This is a genomic window from Cohnella lupini, assembly GCF_003386205.1.
GTDB lineage: Bacteria > Bacillota > Bacilli > Paenibacillales > Paenibacillaceae > Cohnella > Cohnella lupini.
Genome location: NZ_QRDY01000005.1, coordinates 76,322 through 100,217, shown reverse-complemented (window position 1 = coordinate 100,217; position 23,896 = coordinate 76,322). Strand labels below are relative to the sequence as shown.

The following is a 23,896-nucleotide window of genomic DNA, read 5'->3' as shown; positions in this document are numbered from 1 at the left end:
GTCGGCCTTCGAGCAATACTAAACCGAAGATTTTCCAAATCATCTCTACGAGGTTGGGTGGAATAATGACAAGAGCGAATGCCGAGGCGGACAATCCCGATAAAAACGGCAACAGTCCCAAGCCTACGAACCCAGTGCTGTTCAGCTTGAAAATCGGTTTTTTCGCGGGGCTGATATGGGGTCTCGTCCGATGGCTGCTGACCGGTTTGAACTTTACGAGCGTCATTCAAGCCTTCTTGCTCGATCCGTTCGCGATTAGGACGAACCTTGGAGGATTCTACTGGCAAGCCGCGGGATTGGCGGCATTCATCTTCATGTCGATGCTTGCGGCTCTTGTTTATTTAGCGATTTTGGGACGGTTGAGCGGTCCATGGCCAGGGCTGCTGTTCGGTGCGGGATGGTGGGGGCTGGTATATGCGTTTATCGGCCCGCTTGTCGGAGCGGTACCTCAGCTTAGAACGATCGGCTGGAACAGCATCACGACCGACCTTTGTCTATTCCTGCTATGGGGACTGTTCATCGGGTTCAGCATTGCGTTCGAGCTTCATAACGAAGCGGAGCGGGAGCCAAAGACGGGAGCGAAAAAAGGAAATCCTCAGCCTGCCTCCTAACGAAAGGAGCGTTTTCCTGAGAAGCCGGAATATGTTACAATGTCTGGTGAAGTTTACTCGGGAAAACGTCAACCGGTCGCGATGCGATTGCGGCCAGCGGCGGGGGGAGAGGGACGGAAATGCTAAGCATATTGGTGATCAACGGGCCTAATTTGAATATGCTCGGAATACGCGAACCCGGGATTTACGGGGCTGTCACTTTAGCTGAGATTGAAACCAGACTTAAGGCGCTAGGGGCGCGGCTCGGAGCTGAGTTGCATTTTTATCAATCCAACCACGAAGGCGCGCTATTAGATGAAATTCACGCCGCATTCGGGAAACGCGACGGCATATTGATCAATCCCGGCGCTTTGACTCATACGAGCTACGCTCTGCGGGACGGATTATCGGCCGTCGGGATTCCGGCAGTCGAGGTTCATCTATCCAACATCCACAAGCGGGAATCGTTCCGGCACACTTCGGTCACGGCAGCCGTAACGCTCGGTCAGATCGCGGGATTCGGCCCCGACAGCTACGAATTGGGGTTGCAAGCGCTATGTCGCCATATCCAAGCCGGACAAGATATCAATGCGAGTTAGCTATTTCGAACTTCAAAAATGATGAATCATACAGGTTGTCGAGAAAGAGAGGAATTATACCATGCCTAATAATCGCGTTACCCTCTTAAGGGAATCCATAGCCAAGTCGGAAGGAACGGCGCTTCTCGTTACCCATCCCGTTAACCGTCGATATTTGACGGGCTTTACCGGATCTTCGGGCGTCGTCCTTATTACGGCGGATCATGCGGCGCTAATCACGGATTTTCGCTACCGGGAGCAGGCTCCCCAGCAAGCCCAAGGATTTCAGATCGTGGAGCACGGCCAGAGCGTACATGCCACGGTAGCCGAGTTGTTGCGGCAATGGGGAATCGAAGCTTTGTTGATCGAAGAATCGGATGTTACCTATGCGACGTACATAGCCATGGAAAAGGCTTTGAGTCCGGCGAAGCTTCTTCCATCAGACGGCATCGTCGAGAAGCTTAGAATGATCAAGGACGAAAGCGAGCTCGCGATTATGCAGGATGCGGCGAATTTGGCCGATCGGGCGTTCGATCATATTCTCGGTTATATTAAACCGGGCGTAAGCGAGAAAGCCATCGCTTTGGAGCTTGAAGTGTTCATGCGCTCCCAAGGCGCGACGAGCTCGTCTTTCGACACGATCGTCGCGTCCGGCGAACGCTCCGCGCTTCCTCACGGCGTGGCCAGCGACCGAATTATCGGCAGGGACGAATTCGTAAAGCTTGATTACGGCGCATACTATAACGGCTATTGCTCGGATATTACGCGTACAGTCGTCGTAGGCAAACCAAGCGACAAGCACCGCGAAATTTACGATATCGTTAAGGAAGCCCAGCAGTATGCGTTAGATCATCTGGTTCCCGGTATGACGGGAAAAGAAGGCGACGCCTTGACGAGGGATATCATCACAAGGTATGGTTATGGTGAATATTTCGGCCATGGGACGGGACACGGACTCGGGATGGAAATTCATGAGGCGCCTCGGCTGTCTTTAACGGGTGACATCGTTCTGGTTCCCGGAATGACGGTGACGGTCGAACCCGGCATCTACCTCCCCGGCTTCGGCGGAGTGAGGATCGAAGACGACATCGTCATCACCGACGCGGGAATTCGAATTTTAACTAGCTCGCCGAAACAATTAATCGTATTGGACTAATCATGGAGCAATGTCTCTACAGGAGGAGTATTTAAGTGATTTCCGTAAACGAATTTAAGACAGGCTTGACGATCGAAGTAGAAGGCGGGCTCTATACCGTGCTCGATTTCCAACATGTTAAACCGGGCAAAGGCGCGGCGTTCGTCCGCTCCAAGCTGAAAAATCTGCGCAACGGCAACGTTGTCGAGAAAACCTTCCGCGCCGGCGAGAACGTAGTCCGCGCGCACGTCGAGAACCGCGCCGTTCAATACCTGTACAACTCGGGTTCCGAGTACACGTTCATGGATAACGAAACGTTCGACCAATTCGAATTGACGAAGAGCCAATTGGAATGGGAAATTAATTTCCTTACGGAAAATATGACCGTCAATATCGCCAGCTACCAAGGCACGATGATCGGAATTACGATTCCGAACAGCGTGGACCTTAAAGTCGTCGAAGCAGAGCCGGGAATCAAAGGCAGTACCGCTACCGGCGCTACCAAATCGGCTAAGCTGGAGACCGGCTTCTCCGTTCAAGTTCCTTTGTTCATCAACGAAGGCGACGTATTATCCATCGATACTCGCGAAGGCAAATACATCTCGCGCGCTTAACTCCATATGAAATCTCCTGTCTTCGTAAAAATTTACGAAAACAGGGGATTTTTTATTTTTGGGCCAAAGGAGTTATGCTATAATATGATGCTGTATGCAGATGTTCTCTTGGGGAGTGACTACCGGTGTCTTTGATAGTAATGAAATTCGGCGGAAGTTCCGTCGGCACTGCGGAGCGAATGAACCGCGTCGCGCAGCGAATCATCGATAAGAAGCTGCAAGGCGATCGCGTCGTCGTCGTCGTGTCGGCGATGGGAGATACCACGGATGATCTAATCGAAAAAGCAAACGAGATAAACGATAATCCGCCATCCCGCGAAATGGATATGCTGCTGACGACGGGCGAGCAAATTTCCGTCGCTCTATTGTCCATGGCCATTCATAAGCTAGGACATGAAGCAAGATCTTATACGGGATGGCAGGCCGGCATCGTGACGGAGGAAGTTCACGCTAAAGCCCGGATCAGCGATATTTCTCCGGACCGGATCTTCGCGTCTCTCGATCAAGGCAACATCGTCATTGTTGCCGGGTTCCAAGGGATGACCGAGGGCGGAGAGATAACGACGCTCGGTCGCGGCGGTTCGGATACGACGGCCGTTGCGATGGCTGCCGCGATCAAAGCTGACGTGTGCGAGATTTACACCGACGTCGACGGAATTTACTCCACGGATCCGCGCGTCGTGAAGTGCGCCAGGAAGCTTAACGAGATTTCGTATGATGAAATGCTGGAACTGGCGCATTTAGGCGCCGCGGTTCTTCATCCGCGAGCTGTCGAGTATGCGAAGCATTACAACGTGAACTTGGTCGTTCGTTCAAGCTTCACGAATAATGAAGGCACGTTGGTGAGGGAGGCCGCTGAAATGGAACAAGGCGTAGTCGTAAGGGGTATAGCTTCGGATAAAAACGTAGCCCGCATAAGCGTGCTCGGCGTGGAGGATCAACCTGGCGTATTGGCCAAAATCTTCGGTGCACAAGCGGATAACGGGATCGATGTCGATATTATCGTTCAAAGCGGCGTCCAAGGCGGCAAGGCCGACTTCTCGTTTACGGTCTCTCTAGCTGACCGTCAGCGCGCATTGGACGTTCTGGCCGGCATTAAGGCGGAAGTCCCGTACCGCGAAGCGACCTATGAGGAAGGCTTGGTAAAGGTGTCGATCGTCGGAGCCGGAATGGTGTCGAATCCTGGAGTCGCAGCCAAAATGTTCGAAGCGATCTCGGGCGTTGGCGTCAGTATCAAGATGGTCAGCACTTCGGAGATCAAAGTATCCTGCGTTATTTCCGCCGAACCGGTGCAAGAAGTCGTTCGCGCGCTTCATACTGCGTACGGATTGGATACGGCGGATACCGCTTACGTCGGCGGTCCGCAGGATCGTCGTTAAGCGAGAACGGCAAGGACGAGGCGAGGCGACAAGCCTTATAACCGACTGCTCCAAGAGGTCATCCGACTTCCTGGGGCGTTTTTTTTCGTTATTTGCCGACAAAGAGCTGTACCAGCTTGATAAGAACCGCGGTTAATCCGGCCGCCATTAGCGGTCCGACGGGAATGCCGCGCAGGAAAATGACCCCGACGATGGAGCCGACCACGATGCCGACGATAAGCTGGGGATCTACTTTCAGCGTATCCAATCCCCTGCTGTTCAGATAAGCGCCGATCGCGCCGCCCGCCAAGGCGACCCAGCCCGTCCACCCCGTGAACGCGGCTAGAATATCTTTAGGTTGGATACGGCCGGATGCGAAGGGTACCAATACGGCTAACGTCAAAAAGAGCAACCCGAGTTCGATTCCTCTTCGCTCTATGGTAGGCAAATAGCGATCCAAGTGCGTCAGCTTGATAATGAGAAGGACGCAAGCGGCCGTCGTGATAATGGAAGATCTGCCGATAAGCCCGATGATGATTAACGTAACAAGAACTACTTCTCCGTACATAACGGCGACACTCCCGTTCGAAGGTTTGTACACCATATGGAACAAGCCCCGCGTTTAGAACGCGGGGCTTGTTCCATATGGGGAGGTAAGAGCATGTTCTTAGCCGTCGGCTCGAGAGCTCGCTTGCCTTTCGGAGCTAAATCATATACTCCAAGTAAGGCGCTTGCTGAAGCTCGAAAGTATCGGATCGCAAACCTCGGCGCATCGATTCGAGCGTGATGACGTCCTGCGCCGGGATGTTGCCGAGATGGACGTCGGCACCCAATGCTTTGATCAACGCGACTTGTTGATCCTTCAGGGGAGCTTCCCATAATATTCGGTCCAAGTTCGGGACGACGCTCAAGATATGGGATAAGTCTTCGTCCCTGCATTCCCCGCGCTCGTCGAATAAACCTACGCCTTTGCCGGATTCCCTCGCCTCGACCGTAACCAACTCCGCTCCGCATGCCCAATCTTGCTCTGCGGTCGACGCGAAATCCTCCACGTCGATGCGCGAGCCGAACAATTTTTTGCCGTATTCCGTGGAAACCGATAGCCCCAAGCTCCTTGCGTCTTTGATTAACTCGCTGCGCCGCGCGCGGCTTAGGTTAATCGTTCCGTCGGACACCTCGATGCTGGTGAAGCCCAAGGACGCGACTTGATTGAAGAAACCGGGCACGAGATCGAGCCGGACCGCGGCTTCCAGCAAAGTTCCTCCCGGCATGATCTTGATTCCGTGCTTAAGGGCAAGCTTGATTTTGTCGCGAATGATCGGAAGGGGATACAACGGAGAAGTACCGAATCCCAGCTTGACGATATCGATATACTCCCCGGACGATGACAGCAAATCGTCGAAGGCATGTAGGCCGAGTCCTTTGTCTATAACCATCGTAAGGCCCCTGGTGCGGGGTTTGGCTTGCCTTCTTCCGCTAGGATCGGATAATCCCTCGGGCCACATGGATTTTAAGTGCGCGATTTGCATGATCAACTCTCCTCGTTTGTTTACAAGGTGGATTTTTACATGCCACTATATGCATTTGCCTATTATTTGGTGATTTCTTCCGAGCTTGGCTCGAAAAGGATCTGCTTTATGAGACAAGTTATAGTCCGAGTCCGCATAGATATAGAAATACCCTTCAACGCGACTAGGAGGAACGAGGATGGATAAAGCTGCGTTCAGCATGGCCATGCTGCGAATTCTGTCGGGAAGCATAGAGCTTACCGCGGCAATCGTCATGCTTCGGTTAAACGACGTTCAGAAAGCTTTGGCGGTGAATTCGATGCTGGCGCTGGTAGGGCCGCTCGTGCTCATTTCCACGACGACGATCGGGCTCGTCGGCTTGGCGGACAAGCTTTCGCCCGTAAAATTCATATGGATTCTCGCAGGAGTCGGCTGTCTATTAATAGGCATTCTCAGAAAGTAACGATCTTCCCGGAGCAACTTCCGGCATGCATATTCCGTAGGTCCAAGCATACATATGAAACAGCAAAGGACAACTTCTGGCGGAAAGGGGGGAGCCTAGATGCCGCAAACTCTATTGGAGCTGTTTCCGACATCCTTGCGTCTAGTACTGGAGCAAATTCCGGCTGTTGCTAGGGAATCGTTGGAAGAGATTCGCATACGCGAAAATCGACCGCTCGAGATCGGTTACGGAAGCCGTTATTCGTTCGTCCGCGAGGACGGAGCTTTGACGGACCGATATCGCGAAGCTTTCGTCCCTAGCAAAGAACTGTGCCGGGCATTGCTTGAAAGAGTGACTAACCACTCGATTTACGCCGTGGAGGAAGAGTTAAGGAGAGGATACGTCACGGTGTCCGGTGGACATCGCATCGGTTTGGCCGGGAGAACTTTGCTGGATAAAGGCCAAGTGTCTCATTTAAGGGACATAGCGGGATTTAACGTACGAATCGCCCGCGCCCGCATCGGAGTGGCATCCGAGGTTCTCCCGGAATTGCTAGATTTCAACTCAAGAACGATAGGGCACACGTTGATCGTCTCCGCTCCGCAACAAGGTAAGACAACTCTCATAAGGGAATTGGCCCGTTGCATCAGCTCCGGCGAGTGGCATCATCCGAACGCAAGGGAATGGGGAAGCCGGAAAGTCGGCATCGTGGACGAGCGCTCGGAAATCGCGGCTTGCGAAAGAGGGGTTCCGACGTTCGACTTGGGTCCCCGCTGCGACGTGCTCGACGCCTGCCCGAAAGCGGAAGGAATCATGATGATGGTGAGATCCCTGTCCCCGGAAGTCATCGTAGTGGACGAAATCGGCCGGCCTGAAGACGCGCTCGCGATCAACGAAGCCATACACGCCGGCGTTCGGGTTCTGGCAACCGCGCACGCGACGGACCTGAAGGACGTATTCGCAAGACCCGTATTGGCTAAGCTTGCCGCGGACGGCGTTTTCGCGTCCTTCGTCCTGCTGTCCAGGGACGGCAGGAAGGTCGAGCATCGCGTCGTTACGGCAGAGGAAGCGATACGGGAAACTTCGCGCCGTTACAGCCGAACGATCGGATCGACCCCGAGAGACGCGCCGAGGGATGCTTCATGGGATACGCCAAGGGATGCTATTGTCCAGGGTTCCCTCGCGCCGGCAGCGCCTTCGCCCGCTCAAGTGAACGTGAAAGCCAGGCCGATGCCGGTCATCCGATCCCCGAACGCGATCATGCCCAGGGGGGACGAAGATGCTTAAATTCGCGGGAATATTGCTTATATTATTCGCGGGCACGATGATCGGCTTCCTGCAGGCGGCAAGGTTCGCGGCCCGCCCGAGGCAAATCCGCGAGATGCTTCATGCGCTTCAACGGCTGGAGACGGAGATCAGCTACGGGCAGACGCATCTGCCCGAAGCTTTAAGCCGAATATCCGGAATGGTGACGCAGCCCTTATCCAATCTGTTCGCCAGCATCGCCAGCTCGCTCTCGAGGGATTCGGCCGGTTACGGAGAAACCGTCCGAGAGTGCTGGGAGGCGGCGGTTATCTCCCACTGGCCGGGGACGGCGATGAAGAAGCCGGAAAGGGAAGCCGTTCTTAGGTTGGGATCGACCCTCGGGGGAAGCGGAAGAGAAGACCAGCTGAAGCATATTCGACTTACCTCCATTCAATTGCAGGCGGAGGAAGCATCGGCGAGGGACGACCAACACCGTTACGAGAAGCTGAGCAGAAGTCTGGGAATGCTCGGAGCCGCGTTAGTCGTCATTTTGATGGTATAGCGCGGATTCCGGGGGATTAGTTAAACAGTCAGGAAGTATAAATACCAGCATTTTTATACTCACCTGACAGCTCGATACAAACGTGTAACACCGTCCCGAGGACGGCGTAGCCGTTTTACTTGGGGGGCCATTACGATGAACATCGACATCAGCACCATATTCCAAATCGCCGGTATCGGCATCATCGTGGCGATGATTCATACGGTGTTGAAGCAGATGGGCAAGGAAGATATGGCGCATTGGGTGACTTTGATCGGATTCGTGGTCGTGCTCTTCATGGTGGTTCGCATGCTCAACGATTTATTCCAGGAAATCAAAACGATTTTCCTGTTCCAGTAGGTGAAGCGGGTGGATATTCTCCAGATTGTCGGGATCGGGTTTCTGGCGACCGTGCTCATTCTTGTCATCCGGGAACAAAAACCGATGTTCGCCTATTTGTTGGCCGCCTTCGTCGGCGTTGCGATTTTTCTGGCCTTCGTCGGGAAGATCGATGACGTGATTTCCGTATTGGAAGAACTCGCGGATCGTTCGGGTATTCCGGCGGTGTATCTGAAAACGATGCTGAAAATTATCGGCATTGCTTATATCGCCGAATTCGGGGCGCAGATCGTAAGGGACGCTGGGCTGGAAAGCATTGCATCGAAAATCGAATTCGCCGGTAAGATGCTCATTCTCGTTATGGCCGTGCCCATCATCAGCGTCATCGTCGAAACGGTGCTGAATTTGCTGCCGGCTTGACGGGGCGCGGACGGGAGGGAGAACATGCCGCGACGGTCGGGAATGGTAAGACGGGTTGCGATCCTGCTGTTCATGCTACTGTTCATGTTACTGTTGGGAGATTCTCTCGCCTTTGCAGAGCAAACGGGAGGTTCGGGCTCCGTTCCCGCGGACCAAGGCGCCGAGTCGCAAGAACAGCTTCCCGGCGACTTGGCTAAACGGCAGAGCGAGGAAGTTGAGCTCGGGCAAATTCAGAAATACTGGAACGACCTGAAAGGCGAGTACGGAGGTTATTTTCCCGAAGGAAAACTTCCGGAATTGCGACAGCTGATGTTTCCCGACGGTAAGCAATGGAGCGCGGGGCAGGCGTTTGCCGGACTTGCCCGGTTTTTCTTGCACGAGGTGCTGTACAGCGGCAAGCTGCTGGTGACGATCGTGCTGCTGACGGTATTCACCATGCTGCTGGAGACGATGCAAAGCGCCTTCGAACGCAATGCGGTCAGCAAAGTCGCTTACGGAATCGCCTATATGGTACTCATTATCTTGGCGGTGAACAGCTTCCGAACGGCGACGTCTTATGCCGGGGACGCTATAGAGAACATGGTGCAGTTCATGCTGGCGATGGTGCCGTTGCTGCTGGCCCTCTTGGCGGGATCGGGAGGAGTTACTTCCGTAGCGGTATTGCATCCACTGATCGTGTTCATGATCCATACGGTAGGAACTTTCATCCACGTCGTCGTCTTTCCGTTGTTGTTTTTCTCGGCGGTTCTCCATCTGGTCAGCTCGATATCCGATCGTTACAAAGTGACGCAATTGGCCAACCTGCTGCGGAATATAGGCGTCGGAGTCCTGGGCATCCTGCTGACCGTGTTTCTAGGGGTGCTTTCGGTTCAAGGAGCGACAGGCGCGGTAACGGACGGAGTCGCGCTGAGGACGGCTAAGTTCGTCACCGGAAATTTCGTTCCCGTCGTCGGGAAAATGTTCTCGGACGCGACGGATACGGTCATGTCGGCCAGTTTGCTCGTGAAGAACGCGGTAGGGATCGCCGGAGTCGTCGTATTGCTGTTTCTCTGCGCTTTCCCCGCGATCAAGATATTGACGCTTGCTTTGATCTATAACTTGGCCGGAGCGATCATGCAACCTTTGGGGGACACGCCGATCGTCCAATGCTTGCAAACGATCGGAAAGACGCTCATATACGTATTCGCGGCGTTGGCCTCCGTCGGATTAATGTTTTTCCTGGCGGTGACGATCATTCTGACCGCGGGCAACGCCGCGCTCATGATCCGCTAATAAGGGAGGTGAGCGCGCGATGGGATTGATGGAGGGGCTGTCCCATTGGCTTCGCCAGATTATCGCCGTGGTGTTGCTGGCGGTGCTCATCGATTTACTTCTGCCGAATAGAACGATGCAAAGGTACGTGCGGCTCGTGGCGGGACTATTCATCCTGATGACATTGGCCACGCCGGTCATGAATTGGATGAAGGGCGACTTCACGGCCAAGCTCGCCGAAGGCCTCGATGCCGTGGAGCGTTCGCCGGGCGATGCCGATGCCCAGTTGGCGATGATCGAAGAGCAGGGTGCCAAGCTTCGCGAGAAGCACGGAGCAGAAGCCGCTGAACTCGTAGCCGTTAAGCTGGAGACTGCTATACGAAGCGAAGTGCAACAAAGCGAGCAACGCGGCGTGCGCGACGTAGATGTCGCGTTGGGTCAAGGGGAAGACGGCAGCGTGACGGTGACGAAAGTCGTCGTAACGCTGGAGTCCGAGCGGGATGAACGGAGCGGCTCGAACTCGACTCCGGTAAGCGAAGTGGAGTCGGTCGCGGACATCGATATCCGGATAGAGTTAGATGGTTGGCCGTCCGAATCGGCCGCGACCCCTTCTCCCGAACAGGATCTCGCGCAAGATTCCGGTCAGCCGGCGATGGCGCAGGAAGAAGATGCAGATCGCGATACCCGGCTGCGAGTATCCGCGTTAGTGGCAAGCCGGTTCGGACTGCAGGCCGATATCGTGGAAGTCAAAGTGCCGGCTATGATTTCCGAGAAATAAACTTGACTCCGGGGGGAGGGGGCAGCAATGGCTAAGTGGTTACAGCGGTTGGAATCGTTTATCGGCGGGGGAACGGGAGGTCCGCGCAGAGTCAAGGCGTTCCGATGGCTCGTATTGATCGGGTTGGCCGGAGCGGCATTGCTCCTGGCGGCTTCCATGTTGAACGTCAAGCCGGTAGATCCTAACCAAGATCCCAATTTGTCGCCGCCTCGCGATGAAGACACTCCCCAGCAGACGACTTTTATGGGCAACGAAGAACGCAAGACAACTCCTTTCGCCGATGTCGAAGCCGAATTCGAAAACAGGCTGAAGGAGCAATTGGAGAGAATCGTCGGAGTCGGAACGGTGAACGTCATGGTGATGGTCGATTCGACCGAAGAGACGATCGTGCAGCTTAACGAGAAGCAGATGCAGACGTTGACCGAGGAAACGGATCGCAACGGAGCCAAGAGACATATCACGGATATCTCGAAGGACGGCCAGGTCGTCTTGTACGAAGTGGAGTCGGGCCTTCAATCGCCCATTGTCGTGAAGAAGCTGAAACCGCGAGTACGAGGGGTTTCGGTCGTCGCCTGCGGAGTGGAGAACGCGACGGTGCAAAGGCTGATCGCCGAAACGGTGTCCCGCGGCCTCGACGTTCCGATGCATCGAATCTCTGTCGTGCCCGGCAAGTCTTGTACCTAAACTCAATTAAAAACCCTGTAGGAGGAATGGAAAAATGAATAACAAACGCCAAACCATATGGTTGGTATCCATGCTTAGCTTGATGGTGATCCTTTCGGCCTATTATCTATTTACGGAAGATGCTCCGGTAACGGACAATGCAAGCGGAATCGAACAGACGGAGCAATATCCGGATGCGAGCAAGGATTCCGCTTTGAACTCGGACGGCATTAGCGTGTCTCAAGTGGATAGCACGACGAACGAAGTAACCGGCATCGAGCCGGACGGAACCGCGGACGGAGAGGTAACCGAGGAAGCCGCCGGCACGGAAGGGGATCCGAACGCGGTTTCCCCCGAAGACGAAGAGGTCATCAATAGAATCGCCAACTTGAAGGGCAACGATTTGCTCGAAACGAAACTGATGGAGCAGCAGGAAAACATCAGCAAGAAGGCGGAGGAGCTAAGAGCGAAGATAGCCGATCCTAAGTTAAGCCAGGACGATGCGATTTACGCGGCCGAGGAATTGGGGCGTTTGGAAGATACGGACTCCCGGATTACGAGCTTGCAGGAAAAACTGCTCCAGGAATTCGATAACGCGGTCGTTTCCGAAGAAGACGCGAATTTCAAGGTTATCGTCCTAAGCGATAAGCTAGAGAAGAAACAAGCGGTCGGCATCATGGACATGGCCACGAAGGAACTCAACGTTACGCCGGATCGCGTAACCGTGCAATACGTACATTAAGCAAGGAGCATAACAAGTCAAACGCATGCTTGCGAGAGGACTTGCCGGAAGCAGATTCTTATTCTGCTTCCGGCGGGCCCTCTTTTATCGTTGCCGACAGGTCTAGGATTTGTCGTGGAAGAGAGCATAACTCTTTCCATTTCGGTCGATTATGGTATAATAGTTCCGTTGTGGGATCGAACATGCTTTCTTTAGACGGGGAATCCCGAATCAAGGAGTGACCGAGATGTTTAAGTTGAGCGAAATTAAAGAATTGATCAAACTGGTAGACCAAACAACGGTACATGAATTGGAAATTGAGAACGAAGGTATGCGACTATCCATTCGCAAACCGGGCCGCACCGAAGTCGTCAACGTGCAAACCCCCCACCTTTCTCATACATATTTACCGCAAGCACAACCGGCAGCACTAGCGGTCGCGACGGCATCCGCGCAGGAAGTTAAACCCGCCGTGGCGGACAATTCCCATTTGCACCGCATCGTTTCGCCGATGGTGGGAACGTTTTACCGTTCTCCGTCCCCGGATGCTTCTTCTTTCGTGAATATCGGAGACAAGGTTTCCGACAAAACGGTCGTATGCATCCTTGAAGCGATGAAGCTGATGAATCCTTTGGAAGCGGAAGTGAAAGGCGAGATCGTAGAAATTCTCGTGGAGAACGGACAGCTCGTCGAATTCGGCCAACCTCTATTCCTAGTGAAGCCGGAATAATCCCGAGGAGGATTTAACCTTGAAATTCAATAAAATTTTGATTGCCAATCGCGGCGAAATCGCGGTAAGAATCATTCGCGCATGCCGGGAGCTCGGAATTACCGCGGTCGCGGTGTATTCGGAGGCCGACAGGGAATCGTTGCACGTCCGTTTGGCCGACGAAGCGTATTGCATCGGTCCGACGGCGTCTAAAGACAGCTACTTAAATTTAACGAACATAATGAGCGTTGCAACTCTAACGGATTGCGATGCCATCCATCCGGGCTACGGATTCCTTTCCGAAAACGCCGATTTCGCGGACATCTGCGAAACTTGCAATATTTCTTTTATCGGTCCCTCCTCCGTGGCGATCAGCCGCATGGGCGACAAATCGGTTGCCAAGCAAACGATGAAGGACGCGGACGTACCGGTTATTCCGGGCTCCGACGGACTGCTCGAGGATCTCGACGATGCCATTCGCGTCGCGCGCGATATCGGCTACCCCGTTATCATTAAAGCAACGGCGGGCGGCGGCGGGCGCGGGATAAGAATCGCGGAGAACGAGGAAATGCTGATCCGCGAGATCACGACGGCCCAACAGGAAGCTGAAAAGGCTTTCGGGAATTCCGGCGTTTACTTGGAGAAGTATTTAACGGGCATGAAGCACGTGGAAATTCAGATTATCGCCGACAAACACGGTAACGTGGCGCATCTGGGCGAACGAGATTGCTCGGTTCAGCGCCGTCGCCAGAAGCTCGTGGAAGAAGCGCCTTGTTCTATCATGACGCCGGAACTTAGAAACCGAATGGGCATGGCATCCGTAAGGGCCGCTCGCGCCGTGAATTATTCCGGAGCCGGAACGATCGAGTATTTACTCGGACCGGACGGCCAATTCTATTTCATGGAAATGAATACCCGAATCCAAGTAGAGCATCCCGTGACGGAGATGATTACCGGGATCGACTTGATCAAGGAAATGATCGCCATTGCCGAAGGAGCGCCGCTTTCCTTCAAGCAAGAGGATATCAAGTTCGACGGTTGGGCTATCGAATGCAGAATCAACGCGGAAGATTCCGAACGTAATTTCATGCCGTCGGCAGGGAAAATCGGATTCTACTTGCCTCCGGGCGGACCGGGCGTCCGCGTGGATAGCGCTGCATATCCGCAGTACGTGATCTCTCCGCATTACGACTCCATGATCGCCAAGCTGATCGTATGGGCTCCGACGCGGGAGGAAGCGATCGCGAGAACGCGCAGGGCATTGAGCGAATTTATGATCGAGGGAGTCAAGACGACGATTCCGTTCCACTTGAAGCTCATGAACCACCCGATTTTTGCAAAAGGCACGTTCGATATTAAGTTTTTGGAAGATCACGATATTAACGGGGACAGCGAACCGGTCGCGGATAACGGATTCTCGTTATAATTTAAGGCCAAGCGTTTGTCATAATAATCCGAGAATGCTATATTTATAATTAGTGAAGGCGAAAGCTCGGACTTACTCAGATTTGGTCCGGGTAAGTGGAGGTGGAACTACGCATGGAAACGATAGCCCCGGAATACGAACGGACGGACATGGGCACCATCGAGATCGCCCCGGAAGTCATTGAAGTGATTGCCGGATTAGCGACGGTGGAGGTCGAAGGCGTCGCCGGCATGAGCGGCGGACTTTCTTCCGGAATAGCCGAATTGTTAGGACGCAAGAATTTGTCCAAAGGCGTGAAGGTGGAAGTCGGACAGCGCGAAGCAGCCATAGACGTATCGATTATTGTTCAATACGGACGCCGCATCCCGGAAATTTCAACGGAAATTCAACGTAACGTCAAACGCTCGATCGAGACGATGACCGGACTAAACGTGGTGGAAGTCAACGTACATATACACGACGTTCACTTCAAAGCTGGCGATAAGCCCGATGAAGACGAAACGCATGTACGTGTCCGATAATGACGTGACGGCGTCTTGATTGACGCGGGAACGACGGAACCTCCGGTCTGCGAATGACGGCCCTCTGACGAGAACTTCCTTCAGGGAACTCTCGCAGAGGCCTTTTCGCGAATCGGGGGACATTTTCCTATTAGAACGGCTTAAGAAATCGGCAGGATCCGAAGATCACTTCTAACGACAACAAGCAGGACGATTGGGAGGGCTCAACCGTTGATTAAAGTGTTGGACAGGTTGCTTCTGTTTTTGTACAGCGTAGCGATTGGCGCAGCATCTATCATAGCGATAGTTGCCGCAAGCGGCGGATTTTCGGTGGATTGGCTGAATGAGGTCGTAGCTGATTTTACCGGCGACGTGCGCGTCGTTCAAAGCTCAGTCATAGGCGTTGCCGTTATCTTGCTTTTAATTAGCGTCAGATTCTTCATAGTCTCCGTTCGTCGCGACGGCAATTCCGCTCCTTCTATCAATCAAAGAACGGAGCATGGCGATATTCGCATTTCCGTCGAAACCGTCGAGAATCTTGCTCTTAAGGCGGCATCCCGTACTCGCGGAGTGAAAGATTTGCGCGCGCGCGTAAGAGTGTCGGAAGCGGGGCTAGGAATTCTGATTCGAGCTTTCGTGGACGGCGAAGGATCGATTCCGACAATGTCTGAAGAAATGCAACGCACGGTCTCGCAGCAAATCGAAGAGGCGACGGGCATTCCGGTTGCGGAAGTTTCCGTATTCATCGCAAACGTCACGCAAGCGCCTACTTCCTTTAAGAGCCGCGTAGAATAGGGGGAGAACCGCCTATGTGGAGAGTCTGGTGGGAATCCTTCGGAGGAAGAATCGCGGGGGTAGCGGCGGGTCTCTTATTCGGTATTATTTATTTGATCAGCGGATTTTGGGATATGCTTTTCTGCGCTTTGCTAATCGGCATAGGTTATTGGATCGGAAAACAAAAGGACGAACGTCGTGGACCGCTTTTTCCGTGGGATAGATTATCGGATTGGGTGTCCGACCGTTGGCCCTGGTCGAGATAATCCCTGTGAATGTTCTTGCCCATGCAGAGACGGTGGAGCGTTGGCTCCGCGGTTTTGACGATGGAATAGATGATTCATGGGTTTTTTGTTTTTTATTGAACTACCGCATATAGAGTTATAATAAAGGGTAATAGCTTGAACGACTAGGAGCATTCGGGAGGACACATGAAACGCAGACTTGCTAGGGAAATCGTGGTACAAAGCTTGTACCAGATAGAGATGAACGGCGTGACGGGCGATGAAGCCGTCGATATCGTAATGGAAGAAGCGCGGCAAGAGAACGAGATCGGCACGGATGTTGCCGAGCTAGCCAACATTGATGCATTCACGCGCGAATTGGTGCAAGGGGTGCAGGATAAGCGAGAGTCGATCGATCAAAGCCTCGTCGTCTATTTGACCGGCTGGCAAGTGGAACGGTTATCGAGGGTCGATCGTCAGATTTTGCGCTTAGCCGCTTATGAACTCACGTATCGTCAAGAAGTTCCGCCGAAGGTAGTCATCAACGAAGCGATCGAGTTGGCCAAGCATTTCGGCTTGGAAGAGAACGGTAAATTCGTCAACGGCGTTCTTGGACGAATGCTGAGGGAAAGAGAAGAAAGCCAAACGCCGGAGGGGGACAAACCGTGAGCGCGCAAATCATATACGGCAAACAAATATCGGATTCGATCCGCGAGGAGTTACGGACGGAAGTCGATCAGCTGAAAGCACGGGGAATCACTCCGGGCCTTGTCGTCATTCTCGTAGGAGAAGACCCTGCTTCGGAAGTTTACGTGAGGAATAAAGCGAAAGCCTGCGAGCAGTTGGGCTATTACTCGGAGGTCATTCGGGTACCCGCGGATACAACGCAGGACGAGCTCCTCGGTCTTATTCATCGATACAACGAACAGAATAACGTTCACGGAATTCTGGTCCAGCTTCCGCTGCCCAAGCATATCGAAGAGAAAGCGATCATCGATGCCATATCCGTCGAGAAGGACGTAGACGGCTTCCATCCGGAGAGCGTCGGCAATCTGATGATCGGCGACGATGCGTTGTTGCCTTGCACGCCATCAGGCGTAATCGAATTGCTAAAGCGGACCGGAAATCATCCGGCCGGCAAACATGCCGTTGTTATCGGCAGAAGCAACATCGTAGGCAAACCCGTCGCGATGCTGCTATTGCGCGAGAACGCGACCGTTACGATCTGTCACTCCCGCACGCCGAATATCTCCGAGCTTGCCCGTCAAGCCGATATTCTCGTCGTTGGCGTCGGCGTTCCGAAGCTCGTGAAGAAAGAATGGGTTAAGCCGGGTGCCGTCGTGATCGACGTCGGCGTCAATCGTTTGCCTGATGGCAAGCTGTGCGGCGACGTGGATTTCGACGACGTGATCGATGTCGCCGGTTGGATTACTCCTGTACCGGGCGGCGTAGGACCGATGACGATCACGATGCTGATGGCCAATACATTGAAATCCGCTCAACGCGCGCAAGCGTAGGAAGGAGCCAATCGATGGAACCGGCCCGCGCGCTAAGCATTCGAGACGTTAATCGTCTGATCAAGATGAAGCTGGAAGGCGACTCCGGACTCCAGGACATCTGGCTCAGAGGCGAAATTTCTAATTTCACGTTTCATTCCAGCGGCCATATGTACTTCACTTTGAAGGACGAAGGCTCAAGGCTTAAATGCATCATGTTTGCCTCCTACAACCAACGGCTTCCTTTCGCTCCGAAAGACGGGATGAAGGTGTTGGCTCGCGGAGGCATCTCTGTGTACGAAAGAGACGGTCAATATCAATTTTACGCCACGGCGATGCAACCCGACGGCATCGGAAGCCTTTACTTGGCATTCGAGCAGTTAAAGAAGAAGCTGGAGTTAGAAGGACTGTTCCTTGACAGCGCGAAAAGGGAGCTTCCCCGTTACCCGCGTACGGTAGGCGTAATAACTTCGCCAACGGGTGCCGCAGTTCGCGATATCTTGATTACGATCGAGCGTCGAAACCCGGGAGTCGACGTGCTGTTATATCCCGTATCCGTTCAAGGAACGGGAGCGGCTCCTTCGATCGTCAAGGCTATCCGGGCGATGAACGAACTTGCGGAAGCCGACGTGCTTATCGTCGGCCGAGGCGGCGGTTCTCTGGAAGAACTCTGGGCTTTCAACGAGGAAGCCGTAGCCAGGGCGATTAGGGCATCCGCGATTCCAGTCATCTCGGCGGTCGGTCACGAGACCGATTTTACGATTTCCGATTTTGCCGCGGATTTGCGCGCGGCGACTCCGACAGCGGCCGCGGAGTTAGCCGTTCGGCACTCGGGAGAGGTGAGGCAAGGGCTCGTTCATCTGGAACAGAGAATGGCGAAATCGTTGAGCGGTCTGCTCGGCAAGGCAAGGGAACGATGGCAGAATGCAGCGCGTTCTCCTTATTTCACCCAACCTAGGAGAAGTCTCCTCGTTCAAGCCGAGAGGTTGGACAGGCTTCGGGACAGGTTGCGCCACCGGGTCCAAGCCGAGCATGCCAAAGCGAAAGAACGATTATCGCGCCTGAACGGCAGGTTGTCGGCCGTTAATCCTAATCAGCAGGCGGCATTCGCCCGCAAGAGGATTTCGTCCGCGAAGCGCGGCTTGGAGCTGGCGATGAACGGAATCATCCGCCAGCGGCAAAGCCAATTCGGGTCGCTCGTAAGACACTTGGACGCTTTAAGTCCGCTGAAGGTAATGGCGCGGGGATATAGCCTCGTGTATGACGAGCGGGAAAAGTCGCTTATCCGCACGATCAATGAAGTGCAGCCGGGAGATTTAATCCACGTAAGATTAGCCGACGGTAAACTGGATTGCCAAGTATGGGGGATTGAAGGGGAGGAACAAGCAAATGGCTAAGAGCGGTTCTGCGGATAACTCCGCCAAGGAAACGGCTGCGCCGGCGATTACTTTCGAGCAGGCAATGGAAACGCTCGAAACGATCGTTGCCAAGCTGGAGAGCGGGGACGTTCCTTTGGAAACGGCAATCGAGCTTTTTCAAGAAGGCATGTCCTTGTCCAAATTGTGCGGTCAGAAGCTGGAACAGGTCGAGCGCCGCATCGAAATGCTTGTGGAAGGCGACGCCGGGTTGCAGCGCAAGCCTTTCGCCGCGTCGAAAGAAGAAGCGTAAGCTTCAGTAGACAAAGGGGTATTCACGTGACGACTTCCGTAGGACTACATAATTATTTGCAAGAACAGAGGGACAGGGTGGAGACTGCTCTGCATCATGTTTTCCCGCAAGGTTGGCCGATTCCCTCCAAGCTCCGGGAAGCGATGGATTATTCCTTGTTGGCCGGAGGCAAACGTCTGCGTCCGATTCTCGCTTTAGCCGCTGCGGAAGCCGTAACAGGTAAAGAAGAGACATCCTTGAGAGCCGAATCGTTCGCCTGCGCCGTAGAAATGATCCATACTTATTCGCTTATCCACGACGACCTCCCGGCGATGGATAACGACGATTATCGACGGGGACGGCTGACTAATCATAAGGTATTCGGAGACGCGATGGCCATCTTGGCTGGCGACGGCTTGCTTACGCATGCCTTCTACGTCATAAGTCAGGCAACGAAGAGCGGCGTCCCTGCCGCGCGCGTGTTAGCCGTCGTGGAGGAGCTTGCAACCTACGCGGGTCTTTCCGGGATGGTAGGAGGTCAAGTCGACGACATGCTCGGAGAACAAGGCATAACGGCTCTCGAGCAGCTCGAGAAAATACATCTGCACAAAACAAGCGATCTGATCGCATTCTCCCTTAGGGCGGGCGGCCATGCCGCCGAAGCGGACGATAAGCAATTGGAAGCGTTCGGCTTGTTCGGCAGAAACGTAGGTTTGGCTTTCCAAATCCAAGACGACATTCTCGATCTGACGGGAACCGAGGAGAAGCTCGGCAAGCCGGTCAGAAGCGACGAACGCCAGGAAAAGGTGACGTATCCGTATTTGCTCGGTTTGGACGCGAGCCGCAAGCGGGTGGCCTCATTGACCAAAGAAGCGAACGAAGCGCTGCTTCAAGCAGGACTCGTTATGCCGGGTAGATTGGTCGAGATCGCCGAACATTTGCTCGACAGGGATCATTAAAATTCCCTCGAAAACGATGTTGTGGTTTGGGCATTGTTTGAGGATATGGTATAATCAAGGCAATATCCATTTGGGGAAAGCGGGGAACATGAATTGCTGCTCGAGCTTATCGACAGTCCGACCGACTTGAAGAAATTGGCGTTACCCGAGCTTCCTCAGCTGGCTGAAGAGATTCGGCAGTTCTTAATTCAAAAATTGTCCGCTACCGGAGGTCATCTTGCGCCGAACTTAGGCGTGGTTGAGCTCACTTTGGCGTTGCATTATTTGTATGACAGTCCCGAGGACAAATTCATCTTCGACGTAGGACATCAAGCTTACGTTCACAAGATGCTGACGGGAAGGCAAGGGCGGTTCGACACCCTAAGGCAGAAAGACGGTTTGTGCGGATTCGTGAAACGCAACGAAAGCGAGCATGACGTATGGGAAGCCGGCCATAGTAGCACCTCTTTATCCGCAGCGATGGGCATGGCTCTTGCGCGCGATTTGAAAGGCGAATCGAACAAGGTCATTGCCATTATCGGCGACGGCGCCCTGACGGGCGGAATGGCCCTGGAAGCTTTAAACCACATCGGCCACGAGAAGCGCAAGTTGATGGTCGTGCTTAACGATAACGAAATGTCCATCGCTCCCAACGTCGGAGCTATTCATAATTATTTAGGGAAAGTAAGATCGGAGAAAATATACCGTAAAGCCAAAGACGAGCTCGATTGGCTGTTGCGCAAAGTGCCCGCGATCGGCGGCAAGCTAGCGCGCACGGCGGACCGAGTTAAAGACAGCTTGAAGTACCTCGTAGCTCCCGACGGGATGCTGTTCGAGGAATTCGGATTGAAATATTTCGGCCCGGTAGACGGGCACGATGTCAATAAATTGTTGGAGACCTTCAAGCAGGCGGATAACGTCGACGGCCCCGTACTCGTTCACGTGTTGACGGTGAAGGGGAAAGGCTATTCCCCGGCAGAGGCCGATTCGCACACATGGCATGGGATAACGGGATCGTATAAGATCGAATCCGGTCAAGTAGTTAAACCCGTTGGTCCTCCCATGTATACGGAAGTGTTCGGGAACACGTTGATCGAGCTTGCGGAACGGGATAAGCGGATCGTGGCCATCACTCCGGCGATGCCCGGAGGATCAGGCCTTCTTAAGTTCGCGAAGCAATTCCCGAACAGAATGTTCGACGTCGGGATAGCCGAACAGCATGCGGCCACGATGTCCGCGGCGCTGGCGATGGAAGGCATGAAGCCCGTATTCGCCGTTTATTCGACCTTCCTGCAGAGAGCTTACGATCAAGTCGTGCACGATATATGCAGGCAGAACCTGAACGTCATCTTCGCGATCGACCGGGCCGGCTTCGTCGGAGCGGACGGAGAAACCCATCAAGGCGTTTACGATATCGCGTTCTTAAGGCATATTCCTAACATGGTACTTATGATGCCCAAAGACGAGAACGAACTCAGGAACATGCTCGCTACCGCCATCCATTACGACGACGGACCGATAGCCGTGCGGTATCCTCGCATCGCGGGCACGGGAGTCGCTATCGATGAAACGATGACCCCGCTCGAGATCGGTTCTTGGGAAACGGTAAGGGAAGGCGATTATGCTGCCGTATTGGCGATCGGACCTATGGTTCAAGTGGCTGAAGACGCGGCCGAGCTTCTCAAGAGGGAAGGAATCAACATCCGGGTCGTCAACGCCCGTTTCGTTAAGCCGTTGGACGAGAAAATGCTGCTAGCTCTCGCCAAAGAACGGATCCCGCTGCTAGTCTTGGAAGAAGGGGCCGTCCAAGGAGGATTAGGAAGCGCGATTCTTGAGTATTACGCCCTGCATGGAAGCCAGCCCGTGTCCATTCATATTGCCGGCGTTCCGGACGTCTTCGTGGAACACGCGACGATCAAGGAACAACGGGCGGAAAGCGGTCTGACGGCCGAAGCCGTCGCCAAGCAATTGGCGTCGCTAGCCGTTCGTAAGAGACAGAAGGCGACTTAATGGAGAAGACCGCGGTTACGAAAGAACGATTGGATGTCCTTCTTCTGGAACTCGGCTACTTCGAGAGCCGCGAGAAGGCGAAAGCTGCAATCATGGCCGGCTTAATTCTCGTTGGCACCGAATGCGTGGACAAAGCGGGGACGAAGGTGCCCCGGGACGCGGCCATCACCGTTAAAGGGGCTCTTCATCCTTACGTTAGTCGAGGCGGCTTGAAGCTGGAGAAAGCGATCAAGCACTTCGGATTGGATTTAACCGATACGGTCATGCTCGATATCGGGGCTTCGACCGGAGGATTTACGGATTGCGCGTTGCAGAACGGGGCATCGAGCGTCTATGCGGTCGATGTGGGATACAACCAATTAGACTGGTCATTACGACAAGACGAACGGGTAAAGGTGCTGGAACGAACGAATTTCAGGCATATGACGCCGGAGCAGTTGGTCGGGCCTAAGCCTGGGTTTGCCACTATCGACGTATCTTTCATCTCGCTCAGACTCATTTTGCCGACGCTTGCGGATTTGTTGGAAGCAGGCGGAGGAACGATAGCACTCATCAAACCGCAGTTCGAGGCAGGAAGAGAGCAGGTCGGCAAATCGGGGGTCATTCGAGACCCGTCGGTGCATGCCAGCGTTCTTCGGGAAGTATTAACTTCGGCGAACGGATTAGGCTTCGAGCTTCAAGGCTTGACCTATTCGCCGATTACCGGCGGCGAAGGAAACATCGAATTTTTGGCCTATTGGCGGTTAATCGCACCCGGAGCTCTGTTACCCGAGCTTGCGGAGGATTTTCTTTCCTCGTTAATCAAGCAAACCGTCGAAGAGGCCGGTTCGACTTTTCGCCGCAGCCCGTAAGCACCCTCATAATGATTTTCCGGTTGGACCCGGAGCTGCCGAAGAACGGCCGGAGGAATCGAACCGGACCGTCCGGTATGCTCCGGGTTTTTTGAACGATCAGTTGATAAAGAGGAATATCAGTCACCGATCTCGAAAGAAAAGAGAGCATCTCGACATCATGTCCATACAGCCAACTTTTCCTCCGTTAAACGGAATGGCCGAGGGGGTCAGCGCTTGGATAGGTTAGGGGATTGGATCATTATGCTGGCAGCGGCCGGCATAATGGTATGGTGGGTTCTCAGACGCTTCGATAGGTGGCTTCATGAGCCTCCGGGTTCCAGGCTTAGAAAGCTGGCAGCTTCCGGAGGCGTTGAGCAGGACGATGATAACGTTCAATTGTTGCAAGATAGCGGATTCGAAGTGTTATCGGGCAAGCATAAAATCCCTTTAGGGGTGACCTTGGACGATAGCGCGGTCATGCCGACACGTCTTTATTTCGATTATTTGGCTTTCAAGGACGATAAGTATTATCTGGTGAAGCTGGAACGGTTAAGGCAGCAGATGGAATGGACGGCGAGCGGCCTGCGGGAAAAATTGCTCGTCTATGCGTTGCTGTTCCCGGATTGCGAAGGAATCGTGATCGTGCCCGCTCAAGAACGAAAGTTAAAAATCGTACGATTCAAAGTGGAGGCTGGCGAGTGATGAAAGGACAACGTCAACGTAAAATTCGTGAGTTGATCGGCTCTAGGGAAATCGAAACGCAAGAAGAGCTGGTGGACGTGCTTGGCTTGGAAGGCATGCAGGTTACTCAAGCGACCGTCTCGAGAGACATAAAGGAATTGCAATTAATTAAAGTTCCCCTCGAGGACGGCCGATATAAATATTCAATGCCTCAGGATCAACGATATAATCCCGCGCATAAGCTCAAACGAGCTTTGCTCGATCATTTCGTAAGCGCGGAGGCCGCTGAAAACCTGATCGTGCTGAAATGCTTGCCGGGCACTGCAGGCACGATTACCGCGCTGATCGACGGAATGGATTGGCCGGAAATTGTCGGTACGATCGGCGGAGACGATACGACGTTGCTGATCTGCAGAACCAAAAACAACGCCGAAGAAATGTTAGAGCGCATTAATAACATGATGAATTAAAGATA

General features: G+C 53.7%; 30 protein-coding genes. 28 read left to right on the top strand and 2 right to left on the bottom strand.

Going from position 1 to position 23,896, the window contains the following annotated elements:
* Positions 1–65 precede the first annotated feature (65 nt).
* The 5 genes from DFP95_RS11210 (at position 66) to DFP95_RS11190 (ending at position 4,296) form a co-directional block, all read left to right on the top strand.
* Positions 66–611 carry a YqhR family membrane protein gene (locus tag DFP95_RS11210; RefSeq protein WP_115992707.1) on the top strand — a complete coding sequence of 182 codons (546 nt, stop codon included), beginning with the start codon at positions 66–68 and terminating at the stop codon, positions 609–611.
* A 119-nt stretch (positions 612–730) separates the two neighbouring features.
* The gene (gene aroQ / locus DFP95_RS11205; protein ID WP_115992706.1) at positions 731–1,189 is read left to right on the top strand and encodes a type II 3-dehydroquinate dehydratase; all 459 of its coding nucleotides are present in this window, start codon (positions 731–733) and stop codon (positions 1,187–1,189) included.
* Between the two features lie 61 nt (positions 1,190–1,250).
* Entirely contained in the window at positions 1,251–2,324 is a 1,074-nt protein-coding gene (locus DFP95_RS11200) for a M24 family metallopeptidase (protein ID WP_115992705.1), read from the top strand.
* A 35-nt stretch (positions 2,325–2,359) separates the two neighbouring features.
* Positions 2,360–2,917, top strand: coding sequence for an elongation factor P (gene efp, locus DFP95_RS11195; RefSeq protein ID WP_115992704.1), 558 nt, complete (start codon positions 2,360–2,362; stop codon positions 2,915–2,917).
* A gap of 125 nt (positions 2,918–3,042) precedes the next feature.
* A complete protein-coding gene (locus DFP95_RS11190) occupies positions 3,043–4,296 on the top strand; it encodes an aspartate kinase (protein WP_115992703.1) in 1,254 nt (417 codons plus the stop codon).
* Between the two features lie 88 nt (positions 4,297–4,384).
* On the opposite strand, the gene DFP95_RS11185 is transcribed toward DFP95_RS11190, so the two are convergent.
* Positions 4,385–4,843: a DUF441 domain-containing protein gene (locus tag DFP95_RS11185; protein ID WP_115992702.1), complete on the bottom strand. Its 459-nt coding sequence runs from the start codon at positions 4,841–4,843 to the stop codon at positions 4,385–4,387.
* A 136-nt stretch (positions 4,844–4,979) separates the two neighbouring features.
* Entirely contained in the window at positions 4,980–5,804 is an 825-nt protein-coding gene (comA, locus tag DFP95_RS11180; RefSeq protein WP_115992701.1) for a phosphosulfolactate synthase, read from the bottom strand.
* A gap of 178 nt (positions 5,805–5,982) precedes the next feature.
* On the opposite strand from comA, the gene DFP95_RS11175 reads away from it, so the two are divergent.
* The 23 genes from DFP95_RS11175 (at position 5,983) to ahrC (ending at position 23,891) form a co-directional block, all read left to right on the top strand.
* Complete coding sequence (locus DFP95_RS11175; RefSeq protein ID WP_115992700.1) at positions 5,983–6,246, top strand: YqhV family protein; 264 nt, start codon at positions 5,983–5,985, stop codon at positions 6,244–6,246.
* Positions 6,247–6,345: 99 nt separating this feature from the next.
* The gene (gene spoIIIAA / locus DFP95_RS11170; RefSeq protein WP_115992699.1) at positions 6,346–7,512 is read left to right on the top strand and encodes a stage III sporulation protein AA; all 1,167 of its coding nucleotides are present in this window, start codon (positions 6,346–6,348) and stop codon (positions 7,510–7,512) included.
* A complete protein-coding gene (gene spoIIIAB / locus DFP95_RS11165) occupies positions 7,505–8,032 on the top strand; it encodes a stage III sporulation protein SpoIIIAB (RefSeq protein WP_115992698.1) in 528 nt (175 codons plus the stop codon). The genes spoIIIAA and spoIIIAB overlap by 8 nt, the downstream gene beginning before the upstream one ends.
* 135 nt (positions 8,033–8,167) lie before the next feature.
* The gene (spoIIIAC, locus tag DFP95_RS11160) at positions 8,168–8,371 is read left to right on the top strand and encodes a stage III sporulation protein AC (RefSeq protein ID WP_094050916.1); all 204 of its coding nucleotides are present in this window, start codon (positions 8,168–8,170) and stop codon (positions 8,369–8,371) included.
* Positions 8,372–8,380: 9 nt separating this feature from the next.
* Complete coding sequence (gene spoIIIAD / locus DFP95_RS11155) at positions 8,381–8,770, top strand: stage III sporulation protein AD (protein WP_115992697.1); 390 nt, start codon at positions 8,381–8,383, stop codon at positions 8,768–8,770.
* A 24-nt stretch (positions 8,771–8,794) separates the two neighbouring features.
* On the top strand, positions 8,795–10,042 hold the full coding sequence (gene spoIIIAE, locus DFP95_RS11150) for a stage III sporulation protein AE (RefSeq protein WP_245987556.1): 1,248 nt from the start codon (positions 8,795–8,797) through the stop codon (positions 10,040–10,042).
* Positions 10,043–10,061: 19 nt separating this feature from the next.
* Positions 10,062–10,799, top strand: coding sequence for a stage III sporulation protein AF (gene spoIIIAF, locus DFP95_RS11145; protein ID WP_115992696.1), 738 nt, complete (start codon positions 10,062–10,064; stop codon positions 10,797–10,799).
* Positions 10,800–10,826: 27 nt separating this feature from the next.
* On the top strand, positions 10,827–11,483 hold the full coding sequence (gene spoIIIAG / locus DFP95_RS11140; protein ID WP_115992695.1) for a stage III sporulation protein AG: 657 nt from the start codon (positions 10,827–10,829) through the stop codon (positions 11,481–11,483).
* 34 nt (positions 11,484–11,517) lie between these two features.
* Complete coding sequence (locus tag DFP95_RS11135; protein WP_115992694.1) at positions 11,518–12,204, top strand: SpoIIIAH-like family protein; 687 nt, start codon at positions 11,518–11,520, stop codon at positions 12,202–12,204.
* A gap of 226 nt (positions 12,205–12,430) precedes the next feature.
* Complete coding sequence (gene accB, locus DFP95_RS11130; protein ID WP_115992693.1) at positions 12,431–12,913, top strand: acetyl-CoA carboxylase biotin carboxyl carrier protein; 483 nt, start codon at positions 12,431–12,433, stop codon at positions 12,911–12,913.
* A 19-nt stretch (positions 12,914–12,932) separates the two neighbouring features.
* Positions 12,933–14,318, top strand: a complete 1,386-nt coding sequence (accC, locus tag DFP95_RS11125; RefSeq protein ID WP_115992692.1) for an acetyl-CoA carboxylase biotin carboxylase subunit — start codon at positions 12,933–12,935, stop codon at positions 14,316–14,318.
* A gap of 113 nt (positions 14,319–14,431) precedes the next feature.
* Positions 14,432–14,839: an Asp23/Gls24 family envelope stress response protein gene (locus DFP95_RS11120; protein WP_115992691.1), complete on the top strand. Its 408-nt coding sequence runs from the start codon at positions 14,432–14,434 to the stop codon at positions 14,837–14,839.
* A gap of 210 nt (positions 14,840–15,049) precedes the next feature.
* A complete protein-coding gene (amaP, locus tag DFP95_RS11115) occupies positions 15,050–15,613 on the top strand; it encodes an alkaline shock response membrane anchor protein AmaP (protein ID WP_115992690.1) in 564 nt (187 codons plus the stop codon).
* Between the two features lie 14 nt (positions 15,614–15,627).
* Positions 15,628–15,858 carry a DUF2273 domain-containing protein gene (locus DFP95_RS11110; protein ID WP_115992689.1) on the top strand — a complete coding sequence of 77 codons (231 nt, stop codon included), beginning with the start codon at positions 15,628–15,630 and terminating at the stop codon, positions 15,856–15,858.
* Between the two features lie 165 nt (positions 15,859–16,023).
* The gene (gene nusB / locus DFP95_RS11105) at positions 16,024–16,485 is read left to right on the top strand and encodes a transcription antitermination factor NusB (RefSeq protein ID WP_115992688.1); all 462 of its coding nucleotides are present in this window, start codon (positions 16,024–16,026) and stop codon (positions 16,483–16,485) included.
* Positions 16,482–17,333 carry a bifunctional methylenetetrahydrofolate dehydrogenase/methenyltetrahydrofolate cyclohydrolase FolD gene (folD, locus tag DFP95_RS11100; protein WP_115992687.1) on the top strand — a complete coding sequence of 284 codons (852 nt, stop codon included), beginning with the start codon at positions 16,482–16,484 and terminating at the stop codon, positions 17,331–17,333. The genes nusB and folD overlap by 4 nt, the downstream gene beginning before the upstream one ends.
* Before the next feature lie 14 nt (positions 17,334–17,347).
* Positions 17,348–18,709, top strand: coding sequence for an exodeoxyribonuclease VII large subunit (xseA, locus tag DFP95_RS11095; RefSeq protein ID WP_115992686.1), 1,362 nt, complete (start codon positions 17,348–17,350; stop codon positions 18,707–18,709).
* Positions 18,702–18,980 carry an exodeoxyribonuclease VII small subunit gene (gene xseB / locus DFP95_RS11090; protein WP_115992685.1) on the top strand — a complete coding sequence of 93 codons (279 nt, stop codon included), beginning with the start codon at positions 18,702–18,704 and terminating at the stop codon, positions 18,978–18,980. Before xseA ends, xseB begins: the two co-directional genes overlap by 8 nt.
* Positions 18,981–19,006: 26 nt before the next feature.
* A complete protein-coding gene (locus DFP95_RS11085) occupies positions 19,007–19,918 on the top strand; it encodes a polyprenyl synthetase family protein (protein ID WP_425453271.1) in 912 nt (303 codons plus the stop codon).
* Positions 19,919–20,011: 93 nt separating this feature from the next.
* Entirely contained in the window at positions 20,012–21,907 is a 1,896-nt protein-coding gene (gene dxs, locus DFP95_RS11080) for a 1-deoxy-D-xylulose-5-phosphate synthase (RefSeq protein ID WP_115992684.1), read from the top strand.
* Positions 21,907–22,758 carry a TlyA family RNA methyltransferase gene (locus tag DFP95_RS11075; RefSeq protein ID WP_115992683.1) on the top strand — a complete coding sequence of 284 codons (852 nt, stop codon included), beginning with the start codon at positions 21,907–21,909 and terminating at the stop codon, positions 22,756–22,758. The genes dxs and DFP95_RS11075 overlap by 1 nt, the downstream gene beginning before the upstream one ends.
* A 216-nt stretch (positions 22,759–22,974) precedes the next feature.
* A complete protein-coding gene (locus DFP95_RS11070) occupies positions 22,975–23,442 on the top strand; it encodes a hypothetical protein (protein ID WP_115992682.1) in 468 nt (155 codons plus the stop codon).
* Positions 23,442–23,891, top strand: coding sequence for a transcriptional regulator AhrC/ArgR (gene ahrC / locus DFP95_RS11065; RefSeq protein ID WP_115992681.1), 450 nt, complete (start codon positions 23,442–23,444; stop codon positions 23,889–23,891). Before DFP95_RS11070 ends, ahrC begins: the two co-directional genes overlap by 1 nt.
* The last annotated feature ends 5 nt before the right edge of the window (positions 23,892–23,896 follow it).